Below are 17,603 nucleotides of genomic sequence, written 5' to 3' on the forward strand. Positions count from 1 at the left end.
GAATTCCCCGCTCCGGACGCGCAGCCGGTCAGCCGCAGAGTGTCTCCGGCTGCGGCCCGACCACGCAGTTGCGCCCCCGCGCCTTGGCCTCGTAGAGCCGGCTGTCGGCGCGTTCGAACAGCCCTTCCAGCGTCGTCCCCTCCTGCGGAGCGATGGCGACGCCGATGCTGACCGTGACCGGCTCCAGGAAGGCGTCGCGGGTGACCTCCGCGATCGTCCGGCGCAACCGCTCGGCGATCGACAGCGCCGCCTCGGCACCGAGCCGCGCGCTCAGGATGACGAATTCCTCGCCGCCGTAGCGGAAGATGGCATCGTCGGAGCGCTGGTTGTCGCGCAGCACGCGGGCGATGGTCGCCAGCACCTCGTCGCCGGCCTGGTGGCCGTAGCTGTCGTTGACCTTCTTGAAATGGTCGATGTCGAGCACGAACAGGCTGGCCGGATGGCGCGCGTCGAGGGCGCGCTCGAGCAGCGCCGGCGCCTGGGTGTCGAACTGGCGGCGGTGGGAAACGCCCGTCAAGAAATCGGTATTGGCCGTCTTCAGCAGGTCCTCGTAGCGCTCCCGGTAGGTCAGCACATGGAACACGTCGCGGAACGGCAGCGGCTCCGCATGCAGGTCCTTGTCCTTGAACAGGCGGAGATAAGCCATGAAGAACACGGTATAGACCACCGTCGCCGACATCTTGGCCGCCCAGCCGCCGAACAGCACCTCCATCGGCGCGCCGGAGACATAGTGCAGGGCGAGGAAGAAGCCGGCCTGGTCGAAGGTCAGCACCGCCGCGCCGCAGATCAGGAAGCGCAGGCCGACGTGCCGGGTGAGCCAGGTGCCGAGGCGCTCGTAAAGCAGGATGATGGCGATCGCGTCGAGGAACAGCAGCACCGTTCCCCACACCATCAGCCAGCCCATCTCGTCGACGAAGCCGATGTCGGGCAGCCGTCCGGGCACCACCGACACCGTCTCGTGGCTGCGCAGCACCATCACCAGGCCGACGATCAGGAAGTTGCCGATCAGCAGGCCGTAGATCGGCTGACGCACCAGCGCGGCGTCCTCCTTGATGTAGAGCAGCAGGATCATCAGCAGCTTGCCGGAGAAGAGCACCGTCGATCCCGGCGAGATGATGCCGAACGGCAGTTCCACGTAGAAGACGCTGGCGAGATAGGTCTCCAGGAAGTGCATCACGCCCAGCGCGCAGACGAACACGCCGAGCCCGATGCGCTTGCGCAGCTGCAGCAGCGTCATCATCACGGTGAAGTAGAGGGCCGCCTGCGCAACCAGAAGGAGGGTATTCGTCATCGCCATGGCGATACTCCTACCCGCTTCGTATCCGGATACAAGCCCAAGTTGGCGGCATCCGGACCCGTCCCGCCGGCTTTTTTCCGCCCGCCCTCACGCCAGGATGCGAGACCCCGGCGCCGCGTCAGGGCACGTCGTCGTCGTCCTCCTCCCGAAGGTCGCGTTCGAACAGGACGAGCGGGCTCGGCTCGAAGCCCTCGCTCTCGTAGAGCATCGCCGCCGAACCGCCCGCGTCGGCGAACAGATGCACCTGGCGGATGCCGAAATCGGCCAGGTCCCGGCAGATCGCGCGCAGGAACCTCCGACCGAGGCCGCGGCCGCGCGCGCCCTCGAGCAGGTAGAGGTCGTCGACCAGCGCGACCCGTCCGCCATGGTCGATCGAATGGCGGTAGAGCGCAATGGCATAGCCGACCCGATCGCCGCGATAGGTCGCCAGCCAGGCCCGTCCGAGGGATGCGTCGACCAGCAGGGTGCGCAAGGCGTCCTCCTGCACGCGATCCATCGGATAGCCGGTCTCGGCGTGGAAGCGCCGCGCCATCGCCACGATGTCGTCCGCCGTCGCGGGTCCGCCGAGCAACAGCCCGAATCCCATGTGCCGTACCATCGTCAGCCTTCCAATTGCCGCCGGTTGCCCTGCATGCTAGACCGCGCCCGGACCGTGCCCGAGATCGTAGCTGTGATCGCAGCTGTCCGGCCGGCCGATCCCGGCCTATCCTCCGTCGCTTGCGCGACCCTTGTGTGCAGACCCCGCGAGAGCCCCTCATGAACATTCTCCTGATCGGATCCGGCGGCCGCGAACACGCCCTTGCCTGGGCCATCGCCAATTCCCCCCTGCTGACCAGGCTCTTTGCCGCGCCGGGAAACGCCGGCATCGCCGAGGTTGCCACGCTCGTCGATCTGGACGTTTCGGATGCCGCCGCCGTGATCGCCTTCTGTCGTGCCAGGGCGATCGACCTCGTCGTGGTCGGTCCGGAGGGTCCGCTGGTCGCCGGCCTGGTCGACGCGCTCGCAGCGGCCGGCATCAAGGCCTTCGGTCCGAGCCGGGCCGCCGCGCAGCTCGAGGGCTCCAAAGGGTTCACCAAGGACCTGTGCCGCGAGGCCGGCATCCCGACCGCCGCCTATGGCCGCTTTTCCGACCGCGACGCCGCCCTCGCCTACGTGCGGGCGCAGGGCGCCCCGATCGTCGTCAAGGCGGACGGCCTGGCGGCCGGCAAGGGCGTCGTCGTCGCCATGACCCTGAGTGAGGCCGAAGACGCCGTGCGCGGCCTGTTTCGATGGCAACGCTTTCGGTGACGCCGGCTCGCGCGTGGTGATCGAGGAATTCCTCGACGGCGAGGAAGCCAGCTTTATCGTCATGGTCGACGGCGAGAACGTGCTGCCGATGGCCACCAGTCAGGATCACAAACGCGTTGGCGATGCCGATAGCGGCCCGAACACCGGCGGCATGGGCGCCTATTCGCCGGCGCCCGTGATGACCGAACGGATGATCGCGCGCACCCTCGCCGAGATCGTGCAGCCGACCATCGACGCCATGGCCGCCCGCGGCACGCCGTTCAAGGGCGTACTCTATGCCGGGCTGATGATCGGAGACGAAGGCCCGAAGCTGATCGAATACAACACGCGCTTCGGCGATCCGGAATGCCAGGTGCTGATGATGCGGCTCAAGGACGACATCGTCACGCTGATGCTCGCCTGCATCGACGGCACCCTCGACACGGTCTCGGCGCGCTGGCGCGACGAGGTCGCGCTGACCGTCGTGATGGCGGCGAAGGGCTATCCGGGCGACTATGCCAAGGGCAGCGAGATCCGCGGCCTGGCCGAGGCTGCCGCCGATCCGGACGTGCAGGTCTTCCACGCCGGCACGCGCGCCGAGGGCGGCCGCATCCTCGCCAACGGCGGACGCGTGCTCAACGTCACGGCGCTCGGCCGCACCGTCGCCGAGGCGCGCGCGCGCGCCTATGCGGCCGTCGAGCGGATCGACTGGCCGGAAGGCTTCTGCCGCACCGACATCGGCTGGCGAGCGATCGCACGCGAAGACTGACACTCGATGAGCTGCCCGCATGGCCCGGCAGGGCTTGCGGCGCGCCCATCTTGGGGGCCATTCTTGCCGTTCCGTTCGAGGGGGGAATCGGATCCGCATGAGCCTGCCGCCAGACCTGCCCGACCTGTTTCCCGGCTTCCGCAACGCGGACGTGGAGGGCGACGGCGCGACCATCCACTGCCGAATCGGCGGCAACGGCCCGCCGCTGCTGCTGCTGCACGGCTATCCGCAGAGCCATGTCATGTGGCACCGGATCGCGCCCGAGCTCGCCCGCCGCTTCACCCTGGTGATCGCCGACCTGCGCGGCTACGGCCAGAGCTCGGTGCCGGCCGCCTCGCCGGACCACGCGTCCTATTCCAAGCGCGCCATGGCGGCGGACATGGTCGCGGTCATGGACCGGCTCGGCCATCGCCGCTTTGCGGTCTGCGGCCACGACCGCGGCGCGCGCGTCGGCTACCGGCTGGCGCTCGACCATCCCGAACGCGTCGCGCGCATCGCCGTGCTCGACATCCTGCCGACCTGGGACTACTGGCGGAAGATGGACCGCGCCTTCGCGCTCAGGGTCTACCACTGGGCGTTCCTTTCCCAGCCCGCGCCGATGCCCGAGCGGCTGATCGCCGGCGACGCCGTCGGCTATCTGGAGCACACGCTGGCAAGCTGGACCGCGGCGAAGAACCTGACCACCTTCGCGCCGGAAGCGCTCGCCCACTACCGCGCCGCCTATGTCCAGCCGGAGCGCATCCGCGCCATGTGCGACGACTACCGGGCCGGCGCCTTCGTCGACTTCGAGCACGACGCCGCCGACCGCGCGGCCGGGCGGCGGATCGCCGCGCCGCTCCTCGCCCTATGGGGCGGCACCGGCATCGCCCAGGGCGCCGACACGCCGCTCGACGTGTGGCGCCAATGGGCCGACGACGCGAGCGGTGAGGCGATCGACAGCGGCCATTTCGTCGCCGAGGAGAACCCCGCCGCCCTGCTGGCGCTGCTGGTACCGTTCCTCGAGGCCGCATCGTGAGCGCGCCCGCCGACCGCCAGGCGGCCTTTTCCGGCACCAAGCCCGTGCCGGCGGCCCTCGCCCTGCCCGAGGAAACCCTGGCGGCCTGGCTCGAAGCCCATGTCGAGGGCTTCAGCGGTCCCGTGCGCTTCCGCCAGTTCAGGGGCGGCCAGTCCAACCCGACCTACCTGGTCGAGGCGGCCGGTGTCGCCTACGTGCTGCGCCGCAAGCCGCCGGGCCCGCTGCTGCCGTCCGCCCACGCGATCGAGCGCGAATACCGGGTCATGACCGCACTCGGCGCCGCCGGATACCCGGTGCCGCGCACCCGCGTGCTGTGCGAGGATCCGACCATCGCCGGCACCGCCTTCTACCTGATGGACCGGGTCGAGGGGCGGATCTTCTGGGAGCCCGGCCTGCCGGAGCTTGCGCCGGCGGAGCGCGCCGCCGTCTACGACGCCATGAACGCGACGCTCGCCCGGCTGCACGCGCTCGATCCGGCCGCCCTCGGCCTGGCCGACTTCGGCCGTCCCGACGGCTATGTGGCGCGCCAGGTCGCGCGCTGGTCGAAGCAGTACCGGGCGTCGCAAACCGAGACCATCGCCGAGATGGACCGGCTGATCGACTGGTTGCCGGACAACCTGCCGCCCGAACAGCCGGCGCGCATCGTCCACGGCGACTACCGGCTCGACAACCTGATCCTGCATCCCGATCGCGCCGAGGTCGTCGCCGTGCTCGACTGGGAACTGGCGACGCTCGGCGACCCGGTCGCCGACTTCACCTACCACCTGATGCCGTGGCGCATGCCGCCGGCACCGGCGGGCACGGGCATCGGCACGCTGCTCGGGCTCGATCTCGACGCCCTCGGCATCCCCGGCCTCGACGCCTACATCGCCGCCTACGAGGCGCGCACCGGCCTTGCCGTCGCCGACCGGCTGGCGTTCTACTTCGCCTACAATTTCTTCCGCTTCGCCGCGATCCTGCAGGGCATCGCCGGGCGCGTGCGCGACGGCACGGCGACCAGCGAGAACGCAGCCGGCATGATCGCCCAGATCCGGCCGCTCGCCGAGACGGCCTGGCACCATGCCGAACGCGCGGCGGACGGAGGTTCTCGGGGATAAATATGACGCATCCGGTGATAATTTTGCACCTGCGTCAGCTTATCTCCGCGTGTATTACTTTCGGCCTTCCGCCTTATCCTGCTGCTTTTCCATTCCGTTCAAGAGTAATTAACCCGCGCCTGCTAGTTAAAATTCGGGATCAACGGCCGAACAGCACGAAATGAGCAGGGCCGGCGCGGGGAAAGGCAGCGGAGGGCATGGCAATAGGGTCGACATCGTTCCAGGACGATGTAGAGGGGCACGACAGGGAAAAGCCCGTCGATGCCGTCGAGACCGGCGCATGTCCGCGCCCCCGCCTTCGCTCCCGTCCTTCCGGCTTCGACACCATCGTCCAGCAATGGACCCGCGACGGCATGCGCATCGCGCAGCCGCTCAACCTGATCTTCCTGTCGCTGTTCCTCCTCTCGGCGGTCGTCTTCGCGACCAGTGCGGTCGTCCACCGCTACACGGAAATCACCGCCGACGTCGCCGCCCTCGGCCGCTCGGCGGAACGCATGCTCGTCCAGGAGCGGATAAACCTCGGCAGCGGCCTGGAGAAGGCGCTGGTCGGCCTGTCGGGCCATCACGGTCTGGCGGATGCCATGCGCGCCGGCGACCGTGCCGCGTTGCTCGCCCTCGCCCGCCCGCTGTACGCCGAACTCAACATCCGCTACGGCATCACCCAGATGACCTTCGTCGACCCGCAGCGCCGCCCCGTGCTGGCGGTGCACCGGCCGGCCCTGCAGGACGCCGGGATCGCGCGCAAAGCGCTGCTGGAGGCGGAGCGGACGCAGCGCCCGACGACCGGCCTCGACCTCGGCGACGCCGGGCTGCTGACGCTGGAGGTGGTGCGGCCCTGGCTCGCCGGCGGCGAGCTGATCGGCTACCTGTCGATCGGCATGGAGATGGGCAAGCCGCTCGATTCCCTGTCCTCCGCGCTCGGGGTCCAGGTGATCCAGGCCTATCTCAACGGCAGCATCGACCCGTCCCGCTGGGCCTCGATCGATACGGCGCGGCCGACCCAGAGCCGCTGGCTGATCTCGGAGCGCTACACCCTGTCGAGTTCCGGCGCGATGGCGATCCCGGGCCGGCTCGGCGACGTGCTGGACGCCCATGCGGACGCCGACCGGCCGTTCCGAGAGGTGTTTCTGACGGGATGGCGCATCAAGATCGCCTACGGCATCCCGCTGCTCGACGTCGGCGGCCGTCCGGTCGGCTTCCTGGTCACGCTGGAGGACATCACCGCCGCGCTGCTCGATTTCGCCTCCGGCGTGCTGGGGACCATCCTGATCGTGGCCGCCTTCGCCGTCCTGGCCGGCCTCCTCGTCCATCGCCTGGCAGGCCACCTGCAGGACACCGTTGTGGCCACGCGCCGGCGCCTGGAGGCCGAAGTCGGTCTGCGCACGAGGGCGCTCGCGGAGAGCGAGAGCCGCCTGCGCGAGGCGCAGCACATCGCCGCCATCGGCAACTGGGAGCGTGATCTGGTCACGGACGAGGCCCACTGGTCGGACGAGATCTACGCCATCTACGGCGTCGACCCGAAGACGGCCAATCCGTCGATCCGCTCGATCCTGAGCCAGACCCATCCCGACGACCGCGCCATCATCCTGGACACGCTGCGCAAGGCGCTGGAGACCTGCTCGGACTACGAATTCGAGCACCGCATCATCCGGCCGGACGGCGAAGTCCGCTGGCTGCACGTGAAGGCCCGGTTCGCGCTCGACGCCGACGGCCGACCGGTGCGCACGGTCGGCGTCACCCACGACATCACCGAACGCCGGCGCGCGGAAGAGCGCAGCCTGAGGCTCGCCAACATCCTGGAGGCGTCGCTCAACGAGATCTACCTGTTCGACGCGCAATCCTGCCGCTTCACCCACGTCAACCGGCGCGCGCGCGAGAACACCGGCTACTCGATGGACGAGCTCAAGCAGCGCTCGGCCTGGGACCTTAAGCCCGATTTCGACGAGAGCCGCTTCCGCGCCCTGGTCGTTCCGCTGCTGGAGGGCGCCACCAACTCGCTCCATTTCGAGACCGTGCACGAGCGCAAGGACGGCTCCCGCTATCCGGTCGAGGTCCAGCTGCAGCTCAACACGGATGTCGGATCGCCGCTGTTCGTCGCCATCATCAACGACATCTCCGAGCGCAAGCTGCGCGAGGACGAGGTGCGCAGGGCCAAGGAGGCTGCCGAGCGCCTGGCGTTCTTCGACGAACTGACCGGGCTGCCCAACCGTGCCGCATGCCTGCGCGACGTCGAGCCCCTGTTCGGCGACGGGGACGTCGAGCACCTGATCATCCACATGGATCTCGACAACTTCAAGCTCATCAACGACACCCTCGGCCACACCGCCGGCGACGTCTACCTGCGCGCGACCGGCGCACGCCTGCGGGCTGCCTGCGCCGCGCCGGCGCGCGCCTACCGCTGGGGCGGCGACGAATTCGTCATCGTCGTGCCGGTCGACGGCGACGCCGCCGCACGGGGCGCCTGCGAGGCGGTGTTCTCCTGCATGCGCGCACCACTCGACTACGAGGGTGCCACCATCTGGCCGACCGTCAGCATGGGGATCGCCCGCTACCCCCAGGACGGCACGGACTTCGGCGCGCTGATGGTCAATGCCGACCTTGCCCTCTACCGCTCCAAGGAGGCCGGCAAGGACCGCTGGTCCTTCTTCACCACCGACATGAAGGCCGACAGCGACGCGGAGGCGCGCGTCGAGGCGGACCTCTACCGCGCCGTCGAGCGCGACGAACTGTTCCTGGTCTATCAGCCGCAGGTCAACATCCGCAGCGGCGAGGTCACCGGCGTCGAGGCGCTGCTGCGCTGGCAGCATCCGCTGCGCGGCGCCCTGTCGCCGGCCGAATTCCTGCCCGTGGTGGAGAAATCGCGGCTGGCGCCGGTGGTCGGCGCCATCGTGCTCGACAAGGCGCTCGCCGCGGCACGCATCTGGAGCGACCGCGGCCTCGACTTCGGCCGCGTCGCCGTCAACCTGTCGCCGCAGCACCTGAAGGCCGGCACCTTCCTCGCCGACGTGCTGAACGCCATCGACAAGCACGACGTCAGCCCGGACCGGATCACCGTGGAAGTGCTGGAATCGATCTTCCTCAACGACGCCAGCTGCCGCAAGATCGAAGTTCTGGAAGACCTCCACCGGCGCGGCGTCCACATCGAGCTCGACGACTTCGGCACCGGCTACGCCTCGCTGTCGCATCTCGCCGACCTGCCGATCGACGGACTGAAGATCGACCGCAGCTTCACGGCGCAACTGCTCGCCGATTCCAAGGCCCAGGTGGTGGTCAACTCGATCATCCACCTCGCCCGCGCGCTCGACATCGGCATTGTCTGCGAGGGCATCGAGACCGACGCCCAGGTGGCGCGGCTGCGCATGATGGGCGACTTCAGCGTGCAGGGCTACCTGATCGCCCGGCCGGCGCCGTTCGAGATCTTCTCCGCCTGGCTGGAGCGACGCACCGAGGCACGGCGCAGCGCCGCGGTCTGACCGGAGCCTCCGGTTTCCGGTGCTTTCGGGCGCTTTCGGGCGCTTTCGGGCGCGCATGCCTTGAAATTGCCGTCAGTTCAGGCTTGGAGTGGGCGCGCCCGACCCTCCCATCGTCGGCACGGACCCGCAACACCAGGACCTCCGCCCCATGGCGACACCCAGGATCGGCATCGCGCTCGGCGGCGGCGGCGCGCGCGGCATGACCCACATCCCCGTGCTCGAGGCCTTCGACGACCTCGGCATCCGCCCGCACGCCATCGCCGGCTCCTCGATCGGCGCGCTGATCGGCGCCGCCTATGCCGGCGGCCTGTCGGGCCGGGAAATCCGCGAGATCGCGGTGGAGACCTTCCGCGACCGCAACGCCGTCGTCTCGCGCCTGTGGCGGCTGCGCCCGCGCCGCTTCTCCGACCTGGTCGGCGGCAGCCTGGTGCAGTTCGACCCGCTCAAGGTGGTCAGCCTGTTCGCCGGCGACCGGCTCGTGCACGACTTCGAGGACCTGAAGATCCCTCTGGTCGTGCTCGCCACCGACTTCTACGGCTGCACCGAGATCGACATCCGCAGCGGCCCCCTGCTGCCGGCGATCGCCGCCTCGATCGCCATTCCCGTCGTGTTCCGCCCGGTCCGGCTGCACGGCCGCGTGCTCATCGACGGCGGCGTCGCCAATCCGCTGCCCTTCGACGCCCTGCCGCCCGAGTGCGACGTGCTGGTCGCCGTCGACGTCGTCGGCGGGCCGGTCAAGCGCGCCGACCGGCACCTGCCGACCACGCTCGACTCCCTGTTCGGCGCCTCGCAGATCCTGATGCGCTCGATCACCGCCGAGAAGCTGAAGAAGCGCAGCCCCGACATCCTGGTGCGGCCCGACGTCGACGACATCCGCGTCCTCGACTTCCTCAAGACCCGGCACGTGCTCGACACCGCCGAGCCCCTGCGCGAGAAGGTCAAGCGCCTGCTCGACAGACACCTGGGCGAGACGCCATTGTAATCTTCCTCGACCTAACTCAAGAAGACTCGTTTCATTGCGATTTTTCACTATAATTCCACTACGTAAGTTTTTCGATTTATACAGAATATTAACCTGCGATTAACCTTTCACCGTAAATACTGGGAGAAATCGACAAGGAGACAAGCGGATGAACCGCGTGGCCCCACGATCCCTAGACGAGGACCTCTGCCCGGTCCCGCACGAGATGCTTCAGGCCCTGATGCGCCAGAACGGCGCCGCCGCCCGCGCCCTGCCCGAGGACCAGCGCAGCCGGCTTGCCGTGTTCTGCTACCGCAAGGCGCATCTGCGCCGCCTCGGCCTGGAGATCGCCGCGACCTGCTCGGCCCGCGCCCTGGTAGAGGAAGCCGGCCATGCCGGCGAACTGATCTTCCGCCAGTCGCGCGATCCGGCCGCGACGCTGGCGAGCGACACCTATCTGACCGCCCGCGAAGGCCGCCGGCCGGTCACCCTGTGCAGCTACAAGGGGTAGAAAGCTTCCTCCCGTCTACCCCCTCCTGGCGCCGCTCCGTCCTCGTCCCTCATCAAACCACGCGGAGCGGCGCCTCTTTCTTCCTCATCCCCTGAACCGATCCCCGGTCGCGCCTCTTGCGGGCTGCGGACGTCTTGCGCCTTGCCGGCGCGGGCGCGCGCGCTACCCTTGAAGCATGCCCCACGTTCCGGGAGATGCCGCATGCGCCGTCCCTTCGCCCTCCTGCTGACGCTCTTGGCCGGCGTCCTCGCGTTTGCCGCCGTCGGTCCGGCCCAGGCCGCCTGCCAGCTGATCGCCTCCAACGGCGCGCCGCCCTACCTGATCCGTGCCGCCCTCGCGCCCGACGAGGTCGGCATCCGCTACATCGGCCATTCCACCTTCGAGATCGAGACGCCCAGGGGCGTGCGCATCGCCACCGACTACAACGACAGCATCCGTCCGCTGCTGGCGCCGAGGGTGGCGACCATGAACGGCGCCCATTCGACCCATTACAGCGTCAACCCCGATCCGGCGATCGAGCACCTGCTCTACGGCTGGAACCCGGCCGGCGGGCCGATCGACCACGACCTCATCGTCGAGGACGTGCGCATCCGCAACATCCAGACCAACATCCGCGGCTGGGACGGCGAGACGCGCCGGCTCGGCAACTCGATTTTCGTGTTCGAGGTCGCAGACCTGTGCATCGCCCATCTCGGCCACCTGCACCATCGTCTCACGCAGGAAGACCTCACCCGCCTCGGCCAGATCGACATCGTCCTCGCTCCGGTCGACAACGCCTCGACGCTGCGCCTCGACAGCCTGATGGACGTGCTCAAGGCCGTCCGCCCGGCGATGGTGATCCCGATGCATTTCCACTTTTCCGGCGCCCTCGCCAACTTCCTCGCCCGCGCGTCCGCCGAGGGCTTCGAGATCGTCCAGGCCGACGGGTCGGACCTGATCGCGCGCCGCGCCACCCTGCCGGACCGACCCACCGTCACCGTCATGATGCCCGGCGGCGGCTGAGGCGGAACGGTCCGCCTCGTCCTCAGCGCCGGTCGCGGAAGAAGTCCTTCAGAAGTTCCCCGGCCGGCCGCTCGCCGATGCCGGCATAGACCTCCGGCGCGTGGTGGCAGGTCGGGCTGGCGAAGAAGCGCACGCCGTGGTCGACGGCGCCGCCCTTCTCGTCGCCTGCGCCATAGTAGAGCCGGCGGATGCGGGCGAAGGAGATCGCGCCGGCGCACATCGGACAGGGCTCGAGCGTGACATAGAGGTCGCAGCCGGAAAGCCGCTGGGAGCCGAGCGCGGCGCAGGCGGCGCGGATGACTAGCATCTCGGCATGGGCGGTCGGGTCGTTCAGCTCGAGCGTGCGGTTGCCGTCGGCGGCGACGACCCGGCCGTCGCACACGAGCACCGCGCCGACCGGCACCTCGCCGCGCGCGGCCGCGTTCCGGGCCTCGGCGAGCGCCAGGTCCATGAACGAGGTGACGCCGGCGGGGCCGGTTTCGGCCGGATGATCGGCCGGGCGGCCGGCAGGGGCGGCGGCCGGGCGACCTGAAGGCGGGGCGGGGTCGGGCATCGGGTCCCTCCGGGTGATCGGGCGAGGGGTTATAGCGCGGATAGCCGCGACCGCGCACCCCTTGGCGGAACCTCGGCAGTCCTCTGGCAGTCCTCTGGCAGGTCTCCGGTGGGGCTCCGCGGGTCTCCGGCGGTTTTCCGGCCGGTTTGCGGTGGGATGTCGGACAGTCTTCGGATACAAGCGGGACACGAGAACGGAGGCCGGGCGGTCGCCGGAAAAACGCCGATTTGCGAACCGCTCCGGCTCTGCTATGACGCGGACATGACCGACAGGAAATCCCCCTCCCGGTCCCGCGGCAACAGCCCGCGCGGGCCCCGTACCGCATCCGGCTCGGCAGCCGCCAAGGGCGGCGCCAGAGGCGCCGGAGCGCCCAAGAATCGCAAGGAAAAACAAGGATCTGGCGCAAAGCCGCCACGGCCGGAGGCGGGCACGCGCAAGCCCCGCCCGCAGCCCGCGCCGGCGACGGCGGCAGCCGATGGCGCGCCTTCCGGGCCCGACGCTATCCCCGCCCGCGACGGCGAGCGCATAGCCAAGGTGATGGCGCGCGCCGGGCTCTGCTCGCGCCGCGACGCCGAGGCCTGGATCCTCGCCGGGCGCGTCGCCGTCAACGGCAAGATCTTGGAAAGCCCTGCCCTTACAGTGACTTACGACGACGAGATCGTGGTCGACGGGCAACCGCTGCCGCAGAAGGAACGCACCCGGCTGTGGCTTTACCACAAGCCGCGCGGGCTGGTCACCACGGCCCGCGACCCGGAGGGGCGTCCGACGGTTTTCGACAGTCTTCCCAAGGACTTGCCACGGGTTCTTGCGGTCGGCCGGCTGGACATCAACACCGAGGGCCTGCTGCTTCTGACCAACGACGGCGGCCTGGCGCGGGTGCTGGAATTGCCCGCCACCGGCTGGCTGCGCCGCTACCGGGTCCGCGCCTACGGAAAAATCGAGCAAAGTCAACTCGATAGCCTCGCCGACGGGATCGCCATCGACGGCATTCTCTACGGCACCATCGAGGCCGTTCTGGACAAGCAGCAGGGGGATAACGTCTGGCTGACGGTCGGCCTCAGGGAGGGCAAGAACCGCGAGGTCAAGCGCGTCCTGGAGCACCTCGGACTGTCCGTCAACCGCCTGATCCGACTGTCTTTCGGTCCGTTCCAGCTGGCCGACCTCGGCGAGGGCGAGGTCAGGGAGATCCGCGGCCGGGTGCTGCGCGACCAGCTGGGGGACAAGCTGGCGGAGGCCGCGGGGGCGGATTTCGAGGCGCCGGTCCTGACCCAGGCAGAACCAGACAAGCCCTTGAAGAAGAAAGAGAACATTCAGAAAAGTCGCGCCGGAGGCGAGTGGATGAGCGCCCGCGAGGGGGCGGCGGCGACGCGCACCGGCGGCCGCCGGAGCGCGTCCGACGAAGCGCCGGAAAGGCGCCGGAAAGGCGCCGGAAACCCTCCTGAGACCCGCCGACCTTCCGGCAAATCCCAGGACAGGCCCCAGGACCGGCCTCAGAAGGTGTCGCCGCGCAGCCGCTTCCGCCTGACCAGCGAACCGCGCCCGCGCTCCCGCGCGCCCGAACGCGACGAGGCCCCGCGCCCGCCGGCACGGCGGATCTGGAGCGAGGAGGGCCTGGTCGAGGACAAGCAGCAGGACACGCGGCTCGCCCGCAAGGCGAGGCCGGAGCGCACCGAGCGACCGGAGCCTCGCGACGAGCGGCGTCGGGAAGATCGGCCCCGGAGTGAGCGGCCCCGGAGCGAGCGGCCGTTCCGCGACCGAGCCGGCGGCGACGAGCGTCCGCCGCGCGGCGGACCGAAGGGTCCCGGGCGGGGCGGGGCAGGCAAGGGCCCGCGCACCGGACCCGGCAAAGGCCCGGGGCGGAGCGGCATGCGAAGCGAAGGCGGGGGCTCGGGTCGGGGCGGTGGGCACGGTCCCGGCCGGGGCGGCGGCAAGCCGCGCGGGCGGCCGTGAGGCACCTGCGGTGAGGGACGATTTCATGAGGACGGGTGCATGAGGATCGTCGCGGGCCGGTTCAAGGGGGCCGCCCTTGCCGCGCCCAGGGGCGAGGCGACGCGGCCGACCAGCGACCGGCTGCGCGAGAGCGTGTTCAACATCCTGGTCCACGGCCTCGGCGTCGAACTGGACAGCGCGCGAGTGCTCGACCTGTTCGCCGGCACCGGCGCGCTCGGCTTCGAGGCGATCAGCCGCGGCGCGCGCCACGCCACCTTCGTCGAGGAAGGAGTGGAGGCGCGCGGCGTCATCCGCCGCAACATGGAAACGCTCGGCCTCAACGGCGTCGCCAAGATCCTGCGCCGCGACGCGACCCGGCTCGGCCCGGCCGGCACCATCGAGCCGTTCGACCTCGTGTTCGCCGACCCGCCCTACGGCAAGGGGCTCGGCGAAAGGGCGCTCGCCTCGGCGCGCGCCGGAGGCTGGCTGAAACCGGGCGCCGTCTGCGTGCTTGAGGAACGCGCCGGCGTCGCCATCGAGGTCCCCGAGGGCTTCACGGAACGCGACCGACGCACCGCCGGCGACAGCCAGGTCCTGTTCCTGGAAGTCGCCTGACCGGACGAACGGCCTCTTGACGATCTTTCATGTTCGAGAAATTATTCCGAATATGAAAGATCCCTTGCCAGAACCCTCGCCCCTCGATCCCGCCCAGCTCGATCGCCAGATCGCCGACCGGCTGAAGGCGCTGCGCCTGCAGCGCGGCTGGTCGCTCGACGACCTCGCCCGGCTCAGCGGCGTCAGCCGGGCCAGCCTGTCGCGGCTGGAGAATGCCGAGGTCAGCGCCAGTGCGGCGACGCTCGGCCGCCTGTGCGCCGCCCACGGCATGCCGCTGTCGCGGCTGATGTACCTGGTCGAGGAGGGCTTTGCGCCGCTGATACGATACAGCGACCAGCCGCTGTGGCGGGACCCGGAGACCGGCTTTCGCCGCCGCGCCGTGTCACCGCCGGCCCAGGCGCTCGCCGGCGAGGTGCTGGAGGGCAGCCTGCCGCCGGCAACGCGCATTTCCTACGAACGGCCGCCACGTCCGGGGCTGGAGCACCATCTCGTGCTGCTCGACGGCGCGCTTGCGGTCAGCCTGGACGGCACGCGCCACACGCTGTCTGCAGGCGACTGCCTGCGCTACCAGCTGTTCGGTTCCAGCCTGTTCGAGACGCCAGAGGACGCCGGCGCCCGCTATCTCCTGTTCCTTGTCTGAAGGTTCGACCGCCATGCAAACGGCCTCCGGTCTTTCCTGGTCCCTGTCGCGGCTGACAGCCGACGCGCTCGAGGCGTCCGTCGACGACCTCGGCACCCTGCTGCACGCCTGCGTGCTCGCCGGCGCCAGCGTCGGCTTCGTGCTGCCGTTCCCACCGGAGGCCGCCGCCGCCTTCTGGCGCACGAAGGTGCTTCCGGGCGTCGCCCGCGGCGGCACGGTGCTGCTGGTCGCGCGCGAAGCGGGCCGCCTCGTCGGCACCGTCCAGCTCGACGCCGACACGCCGGCCAACCAGCCGCACCGGGCCGAGGTGAGAAAGCTGCTGGTGCATCCGGACGCCCGCCGCCGAGGCCTTGCCCGCACGCTGATGGCCGCCATCGAAGCGGAAGCGCGGGCGCTCGGCCGCAGCCTGCTCACGCTCGACACGCGCACCGGCGACGCCGCCGAGCCGCTCTACGCCTCGATGGGCTACAGCACCGCCGGCGTCATCCCCGGCTACTGCCTCGACGTCGACCGCACGCACCTCGATGCTACCACTGTGATGTACAAGGGGATCTGAGGGCCACGCGGCCTTCTCGCGCCATGGGCGGAAGGTTCGGTGCGTGTCCTTCGAGGCGCCCGCTCGCGCAGGCTCCTCAGGACGGGGCCCGGAGGAACGCGCGGTTTCGCTTGAGCCGGACGGCCGGACGGCGTTTAGTCTGACGGCCATGACGCCAGTGCCCTCTGCCCCGACGCAGCCATCCCCCTTGCCACCGCCCACAACGCCGCCGCCCGGCGGCCTGAAGCGGAGGCTGACGCTGCCCTATGTGGTGCTCTACGGCCTCGGCGTGACCGTCGGCGCAGGCATCTACGTCCTGATCGGCGAAGTGATCGCGCGCGCCGGCGATCACGCGCCGGTGGCGTTCCTGATCTCCGGGCTGGTCATGTTGCTGCCGGCAGCGTGTTTCGCCGAACTGACCGGGCGGCTGCCCTATGCGGCAGCCGTAGCGCATTTCGTCGAGGCGGGCTTCGGCTCCAGACACCTGTTCCTGCTCGTCGGGCTGGCGGTGGTGGCGGTCGGCGTGGTCTCCTCGGCGGCGATCGCCCTCGGCGCGGCCGGGTATCTCGGCGAACTCGTCGACCTGCCGGCGCCGGTGCTCGCCGTGGCCGCGATCCTGACGACCGGCTGCGTCGCCGTGATCGGCATCCGTGAATCGGTTGCCATTGCCGGAGTGCTGACGCTCGTCGAGGTCGGCGGCCTCGCCGCCGTGGTCGCCGGTGCGCTGTGGGCGGGCGCGGACCTGCCGGCGCAGGCGCTGGCTTCACCTCCGCCGTCCGCCGATCCCGCGCTGTGGGGCGCGATCCTCGGCTCCAGCCTGATCGCCTTCTTCGCCTTCATCGGCTTCGAGGACATCGCCTCCATCGCCGAGGAGACGGTCGCGCCGCAGCGGACGCTGGCGCACGGCATCTTCCTGACGCTGGCGCTCACGCTGGTCATCTATTTCGCCGTGCTGCTGGCGGCGCTGGCCAGCGTGCCGCGGGAAGCCCTGACCGACAGCACGGCACCGCTTGCCGAGGTATTCGCCCACACGACCGGCCTGTCGCCGGTGACGATCGCGCTGATCGCGGTCGTCGCCACGGTGAACGGCATCATCGTCCAGATGATCATGGCCTCGCGGGTGCTGTACGGGCTGGCCGACCGCGGGGCGCTGCCGGGCGGCCTCGGCACGGCCCTTCGCGCGGTGCATCCGGCGACCGGCACGCCGGTGCGGGCGACCGTCCTCGTCGTGGCTCTGGTCCTGGTCCTGGCGCTCGCCTTCCCGATCACGGGCCTGGCGGAGGGAACGTCGACGATCACCCTGGTCGTGTTCATGCTGGCGGCGGCGGCGCTGATCCGCATCAAGCGGTCCGGCGTGCCGGCGCCTGAAGGCACGGTGGTGGTGCCGGGCTGGGTGCCCTGGGGCGCGATCCTCGCCTGCGGCGCGCTGCTGGTCGGCGGGCTCGCAGGCGGCTGATCGCGCTCAGCCCCGGTCGACGCGACGGCGCGGCCGGGTGCGGCGCAGGACGCGCGAGAAGGATGCCGGCGCCCGCTCTTCCAGCCACAGCAACAGGCCGTCGAGGCGCAGCTTGCGGCGGCGGTGGCCGCGCAGCCAGCGCGTCGCCCCGCGGCTGGTGCCGAGGATCACCACCAGGCCCGCGGCCAGGAGCGGCACGCCGGTCGGGATCGGAGTCCACACGGTCAGCAGGCCGAGCACGATCAGCACCGCCGCCAGCAGCCAGAACAGCACCCGCATCGCCGCACCGCCTCGTCCATCGGATGGGAACGCCAACCAGATGACACCGGATCCGTGACGGCTCCGTGACGGGGGCTGCACGTCCCCCAGAACAGCTGCGCTCGGCAACGAGCTTGGCCATGCGGCCGCGTCGACCAAGTATTCAATGCAGGCAGATACGAAGACACAAAGATGGTGCACCGCGATAAATTGCCGTTAGGTCAAT

Annotated in this window: 15 protein-coding genes and 1 pseudogene; 12 read left to right on the forward strand and 4 right to left on the reverse strand. The window is 70.0% G+C overall.

What is annotated here, in order from left to right:
- Window positions 1-28 precede the first annotated feature (28 nt).
- Both SL003B_RS17240 and SL003B_RS17245 read right to left on the reverse strand, forming a co-directional pair.
- Window positions 29-1,297 (reverse strand): GGDEF domain-containing protein, encoded by a 1,269-nt coding sequence (locus tag SL003B_RS17240; protein WP_013654148.1) that lies wholly within the window; start codon window positions 1,295-1,297, stop codon window positions 29-31.
- Between the two features lie 118 nt (window positions 1,298-1,415).
- The gene (locus tag SL003B_RS17245; RefSeq protein WP_242390270.1) at window positions 1,416-1,883 is read right to left on the reverse strand and encodes a GNAT family N-acetyltransferase; all 468 of its coding nucleotides are present in this window, start codon (window positions 1,881-1,883) and stop codon (window positions 1,416-1,418) included.
- Window positions 1,884-2,053: 170 nt separating this feature from the next.
- Here SL003B_RS17245 and purD point away from each other — a divergent pair.
- The 7 genes and pseudogenes from purD to SL003B_RS17280 all read left to right on the forward strand — a co-directional run bounded on the left by purD (window position 2,054) and on the right by SL003B_RS17280 (window position 11,391).
- Window positions 2,054-3,332: pseudogene (gene purD / locus SL003B_RS17250) on the forward strand (phosphoribosylamine--glycine ligase).
- 97 nt (window positions 3,333-3,429) lie between these two features.
- Window positions 3,430-4,347, forward strand: coding sequence for an alpha/beta fold hydrolase (locus SL003B_RS17255; protein WP_013654152.1), 918 nt, complete (start codon window positions 3,430-3,432; stop codon window positions 4,345-4,347).
- Window positions 4,344-5,444, forward strand: coding sequence for a phosphotransferase family protein (locus SL003B_RS17260; protein WP_013654153.1), 1,101 nt, complete (start codon window positions 4,344-4,346; stop codon window positions 5,442-5,444). The genes SL003B_RS17255 and SL003B_RS17260 overlap by 4 nt, the downstream gene beginning before the upstream one ends.
- Window positions 5,445-5,641: 197 nt before the next feature.
- Entirely contained in the window at window positions 5,642-8,917 is a 3,276-nt protein-coding gene (locus tag SL003B_RS17265) for a bifunctional diguanylate cyclase/phosphodiesterase (protein ID WP_013654154.1), read from the forward strand.
- Between the two features lie 148 nt (window positions 8,918-9,065).
- Window positions 9,066-9,899, forward strand: coding sequence for a patatin-like phospholipase family protein (locus tag SL003B_RS17270; RefSeq protein WP_013654155.1), 834 nt, complete (start codon window positions 9,066-9,068; stop codon window positions 9,897-9,899).
- A 148-nt stretch (window positions 9,900-10,047) separates the two neighbouring features.
- A complete protein-coding gene (locus tag SL003B_RS17275) occupies window positions 10,048-10,389 on the forward strand; it encodes a hypothetical protein (RefSeq protein WP_041375613.1) in 342 nt (113 codons plus the stop codon).
- A gap of 201 nt (window positions 10,390-10,590) precedes the next feature.
- Complete coding sequence (locus tag SL003B_RS17280; protein ID WP_013654157.1) at window positions 10,591-11,391, forward strand: MBL fold metallo-hydrolase; 801 nt, start codon at window positions 10,591-10,593, stop codon at window positions 11,389-11,391.
- A 22-nt stretch (window positions 11,392-11,413) separates the two neighbouring features.
- Here the strand turns inward: SL003B_RS17280 and SL003B_RS17285 are convergent, their stop codons facing one another.
- Window positions 11,414-11,842: a nucleoside deaminase gene (locus SL003B_RS17285; RefSeq protein ID WP_041376272.1), complete on the reverse strand. Its 429-nt coding sequence runs from the start codon at window positions 11,840-11,842 to the stop codon at window positions 11,414-11,416.
- Between the two features lie 363 nt (window positions 11,843-12,205).
- Between SL003B_RS17285 and SL003B_RS17290 the strand changes: the two genes are divergently transcribed.
- The 5 genes from SL003B_RS17290 to SL003B_RS17310 all read left to right on the forward strand — a co-directional run bounded on the left by SL003B_RS17290 (window position 12,206) and on the right by SL003B_RS17310 (window position 17,119).
- Window positions 12,206-13,894, forward strand: coding sequence for a pseudouridine synthase (locus tag SL003B_RS17290; protein ID WP_013654159.1), 1,689 nt, complete (start codon window positions 12,206-12,208; stop codon window positions 13,892-13,894).
- 39 nt (window positions 13,895-13,933) lie between these two features.
- A complete protein-coding gene (gene rsmD / locus SL003B_RS17295) occupies window positions 13,934-14,488 on the forward strand; it encodes a 16S rRNA (guanine(966)-N(2))-methyltransferase RsmD (RefSeq protein WP_013654160.1) in 555 nt (184 codons plus the stop codon).
- A gap of 52 nt (window positions 14,489-14,540) precedes the next feature.
- Window positions 14,541-15,128 (forward strand): helix-turn-helix domain-containing protein, encoded by a 588-nt coding sequence (locus tag SL003B_RS17300; protein ID WP_041375614.1) that lies wholly within the window; start codon window positions 14,541-14,543, stop codon window positions 15,126-15,128.
- A 13-nt stretch (window positions 15,129-15,141) separates the two neighbouring features.
- Complete coding sequence (locus SL003B_RS17305) at window positions 15,142-15,684, forward strand: GNAT family N-acetyltransferase (RefSeq protein ID WP_013654162.1); 543 nt, start codon at window positions 15,142-15,144, stop codon at window positions 15,682-15,684.
- Window positions 15,685-15,871: 187 nt separating this feature from the next.
- On the forward strand, window positions 15,872-17,119 hold the full coding sequence (locus tag SL003B_RS17310) for an APC family permease (RefSeq protein WP_041375615.1): 1,248 nt from the start codon (window positions 15,872-15,874) through the stop codon (window positions 17,117-17,119).
- A gap of 6 nt (window positions 17,120-17,125) precedes the next feature.
- Here the strand turns inward: SL003B_RS17310 and SL003B_RS17315 are convergent, their stop codons facing one another.
- Entirely contained in the window at window positions 17,126-17,398 is a 273-nt protein-coding gene (locus SL003B_RS17315) for a hypothetical protein (RefSeq protein ID WP_013654164.1), read from the reverse strand.
- Between the last annotated feature and the right edge of the window lie 205 nt (window positions 17,399-17,603).

It is taken from the genome of Polymorphum gilvum SL003B-26A1 (genome assembly GCF_000192745.1).
In the GTDB taxonomy this organism is placed as follows: domain Bacteria; phylum Pseudomonadota; class Alphaproteobacteria; order Rhizobiales; family Stappiaceae; genus Polymorphum; species Polymorphum gilvum.

Excerpts from the sequence above, each read along its gene's own strand:
- SL003B_RS17240 (WP_013654148.1), bottom strand. The coding sequence starts at position 1,297 with ATGGCGATGACGAATACCCTCCTTCTGGTTGCGCAGGCGGCCCTCTAC.
- SL003B_RS17245 (WP_242390270.1), bottom strand. The coding sequence starts at position 1,883 with ATGGGATTCGGGCTGTTGCTCGGCGGACCCGCGACGGCGGACGACATC.
- SL003B_RS17255 (WP_013654152.1), top strand. The coding sequence starts at position 3,430 with ATGAGCCTGCCGCCAGACCTGCCCGACCTGTTTCCCGGCTTCCGCAAC.
- SL003B_RS17265 (WP_013654154.1), top strand. The coding sequence starts at position 5,642 with ATGGCAATAGGGTCGACATCGTTCCAGGACGATGTAGAGGGGCACGAC.
- SL003B_RS17270 (WP_013654155.1), top strand. The coding sequence starts at position 9,066 with ATGGCGACACCCAGGATCGGCATCGCGCTCGGCGGCGGCGGCGCGCGC.
- SL003B_RS17275 (WP_041375613.1), top strand. The coding sequence starts at position 10,048 with ATGAACCGCGTGGCCCCACGATCCCTAGACGAGGACCTCTGCCCGGTC.
- SL003B_RS17280 (WP_013654157.1), top strand. The coding sequence starts at position 10,591 with ATGCGCCGTCCCTTCGCCCTCCTGCTGACGCTCTTGGCCGGCGTCCTC.
- SL003B_RS17285 (WP_041376272.1), bottom strand. The coding sequence starts at position 11,842 with ATGGACCTGGCGCTCGCCGAGGCCCGGAACGCGGCCGCGCGCGGCGAG.
- SL003B_RS17290 (WP_013654159.1), top strand. The coding sequence starts at position 12,206 with ATGACCGACAGGAAATCCCCCTCCCGGTCCCGCGGCAACAGCCCGCGC.
- rsmD (WP_013654160.1), top strand. The coding sequence starts at position 13,934 with ATGAGGATCGTCGCGGGCCGGTTCAAGGGGGCCGCCCTTGCCGCGCCC.
- SL003B_RS17300 (WP_041375614.1), top strand. The coding sequence starts at position 14,541 with ATGAAAGATCCCTTGCCAGAACCCTCGCCCCTCGATCCCGCCCAGCTC.
- SL003B_RS17305 (WP_013654162.1), top strand. The coding sequence starts at position 15,142 with ATGCAAACGGCCTCCGGTCTTTCCTGGTCCCTGTCGCGGCTGACAGCC.
- SL003B_RS17315 (WP_013654164.1), bottom strand. The coding sequence starts at position 17,398 with ATGCGGGTGCTGTTCTGGCTGCTGGCGGCGGTGCTGATCGTGCTCGGC.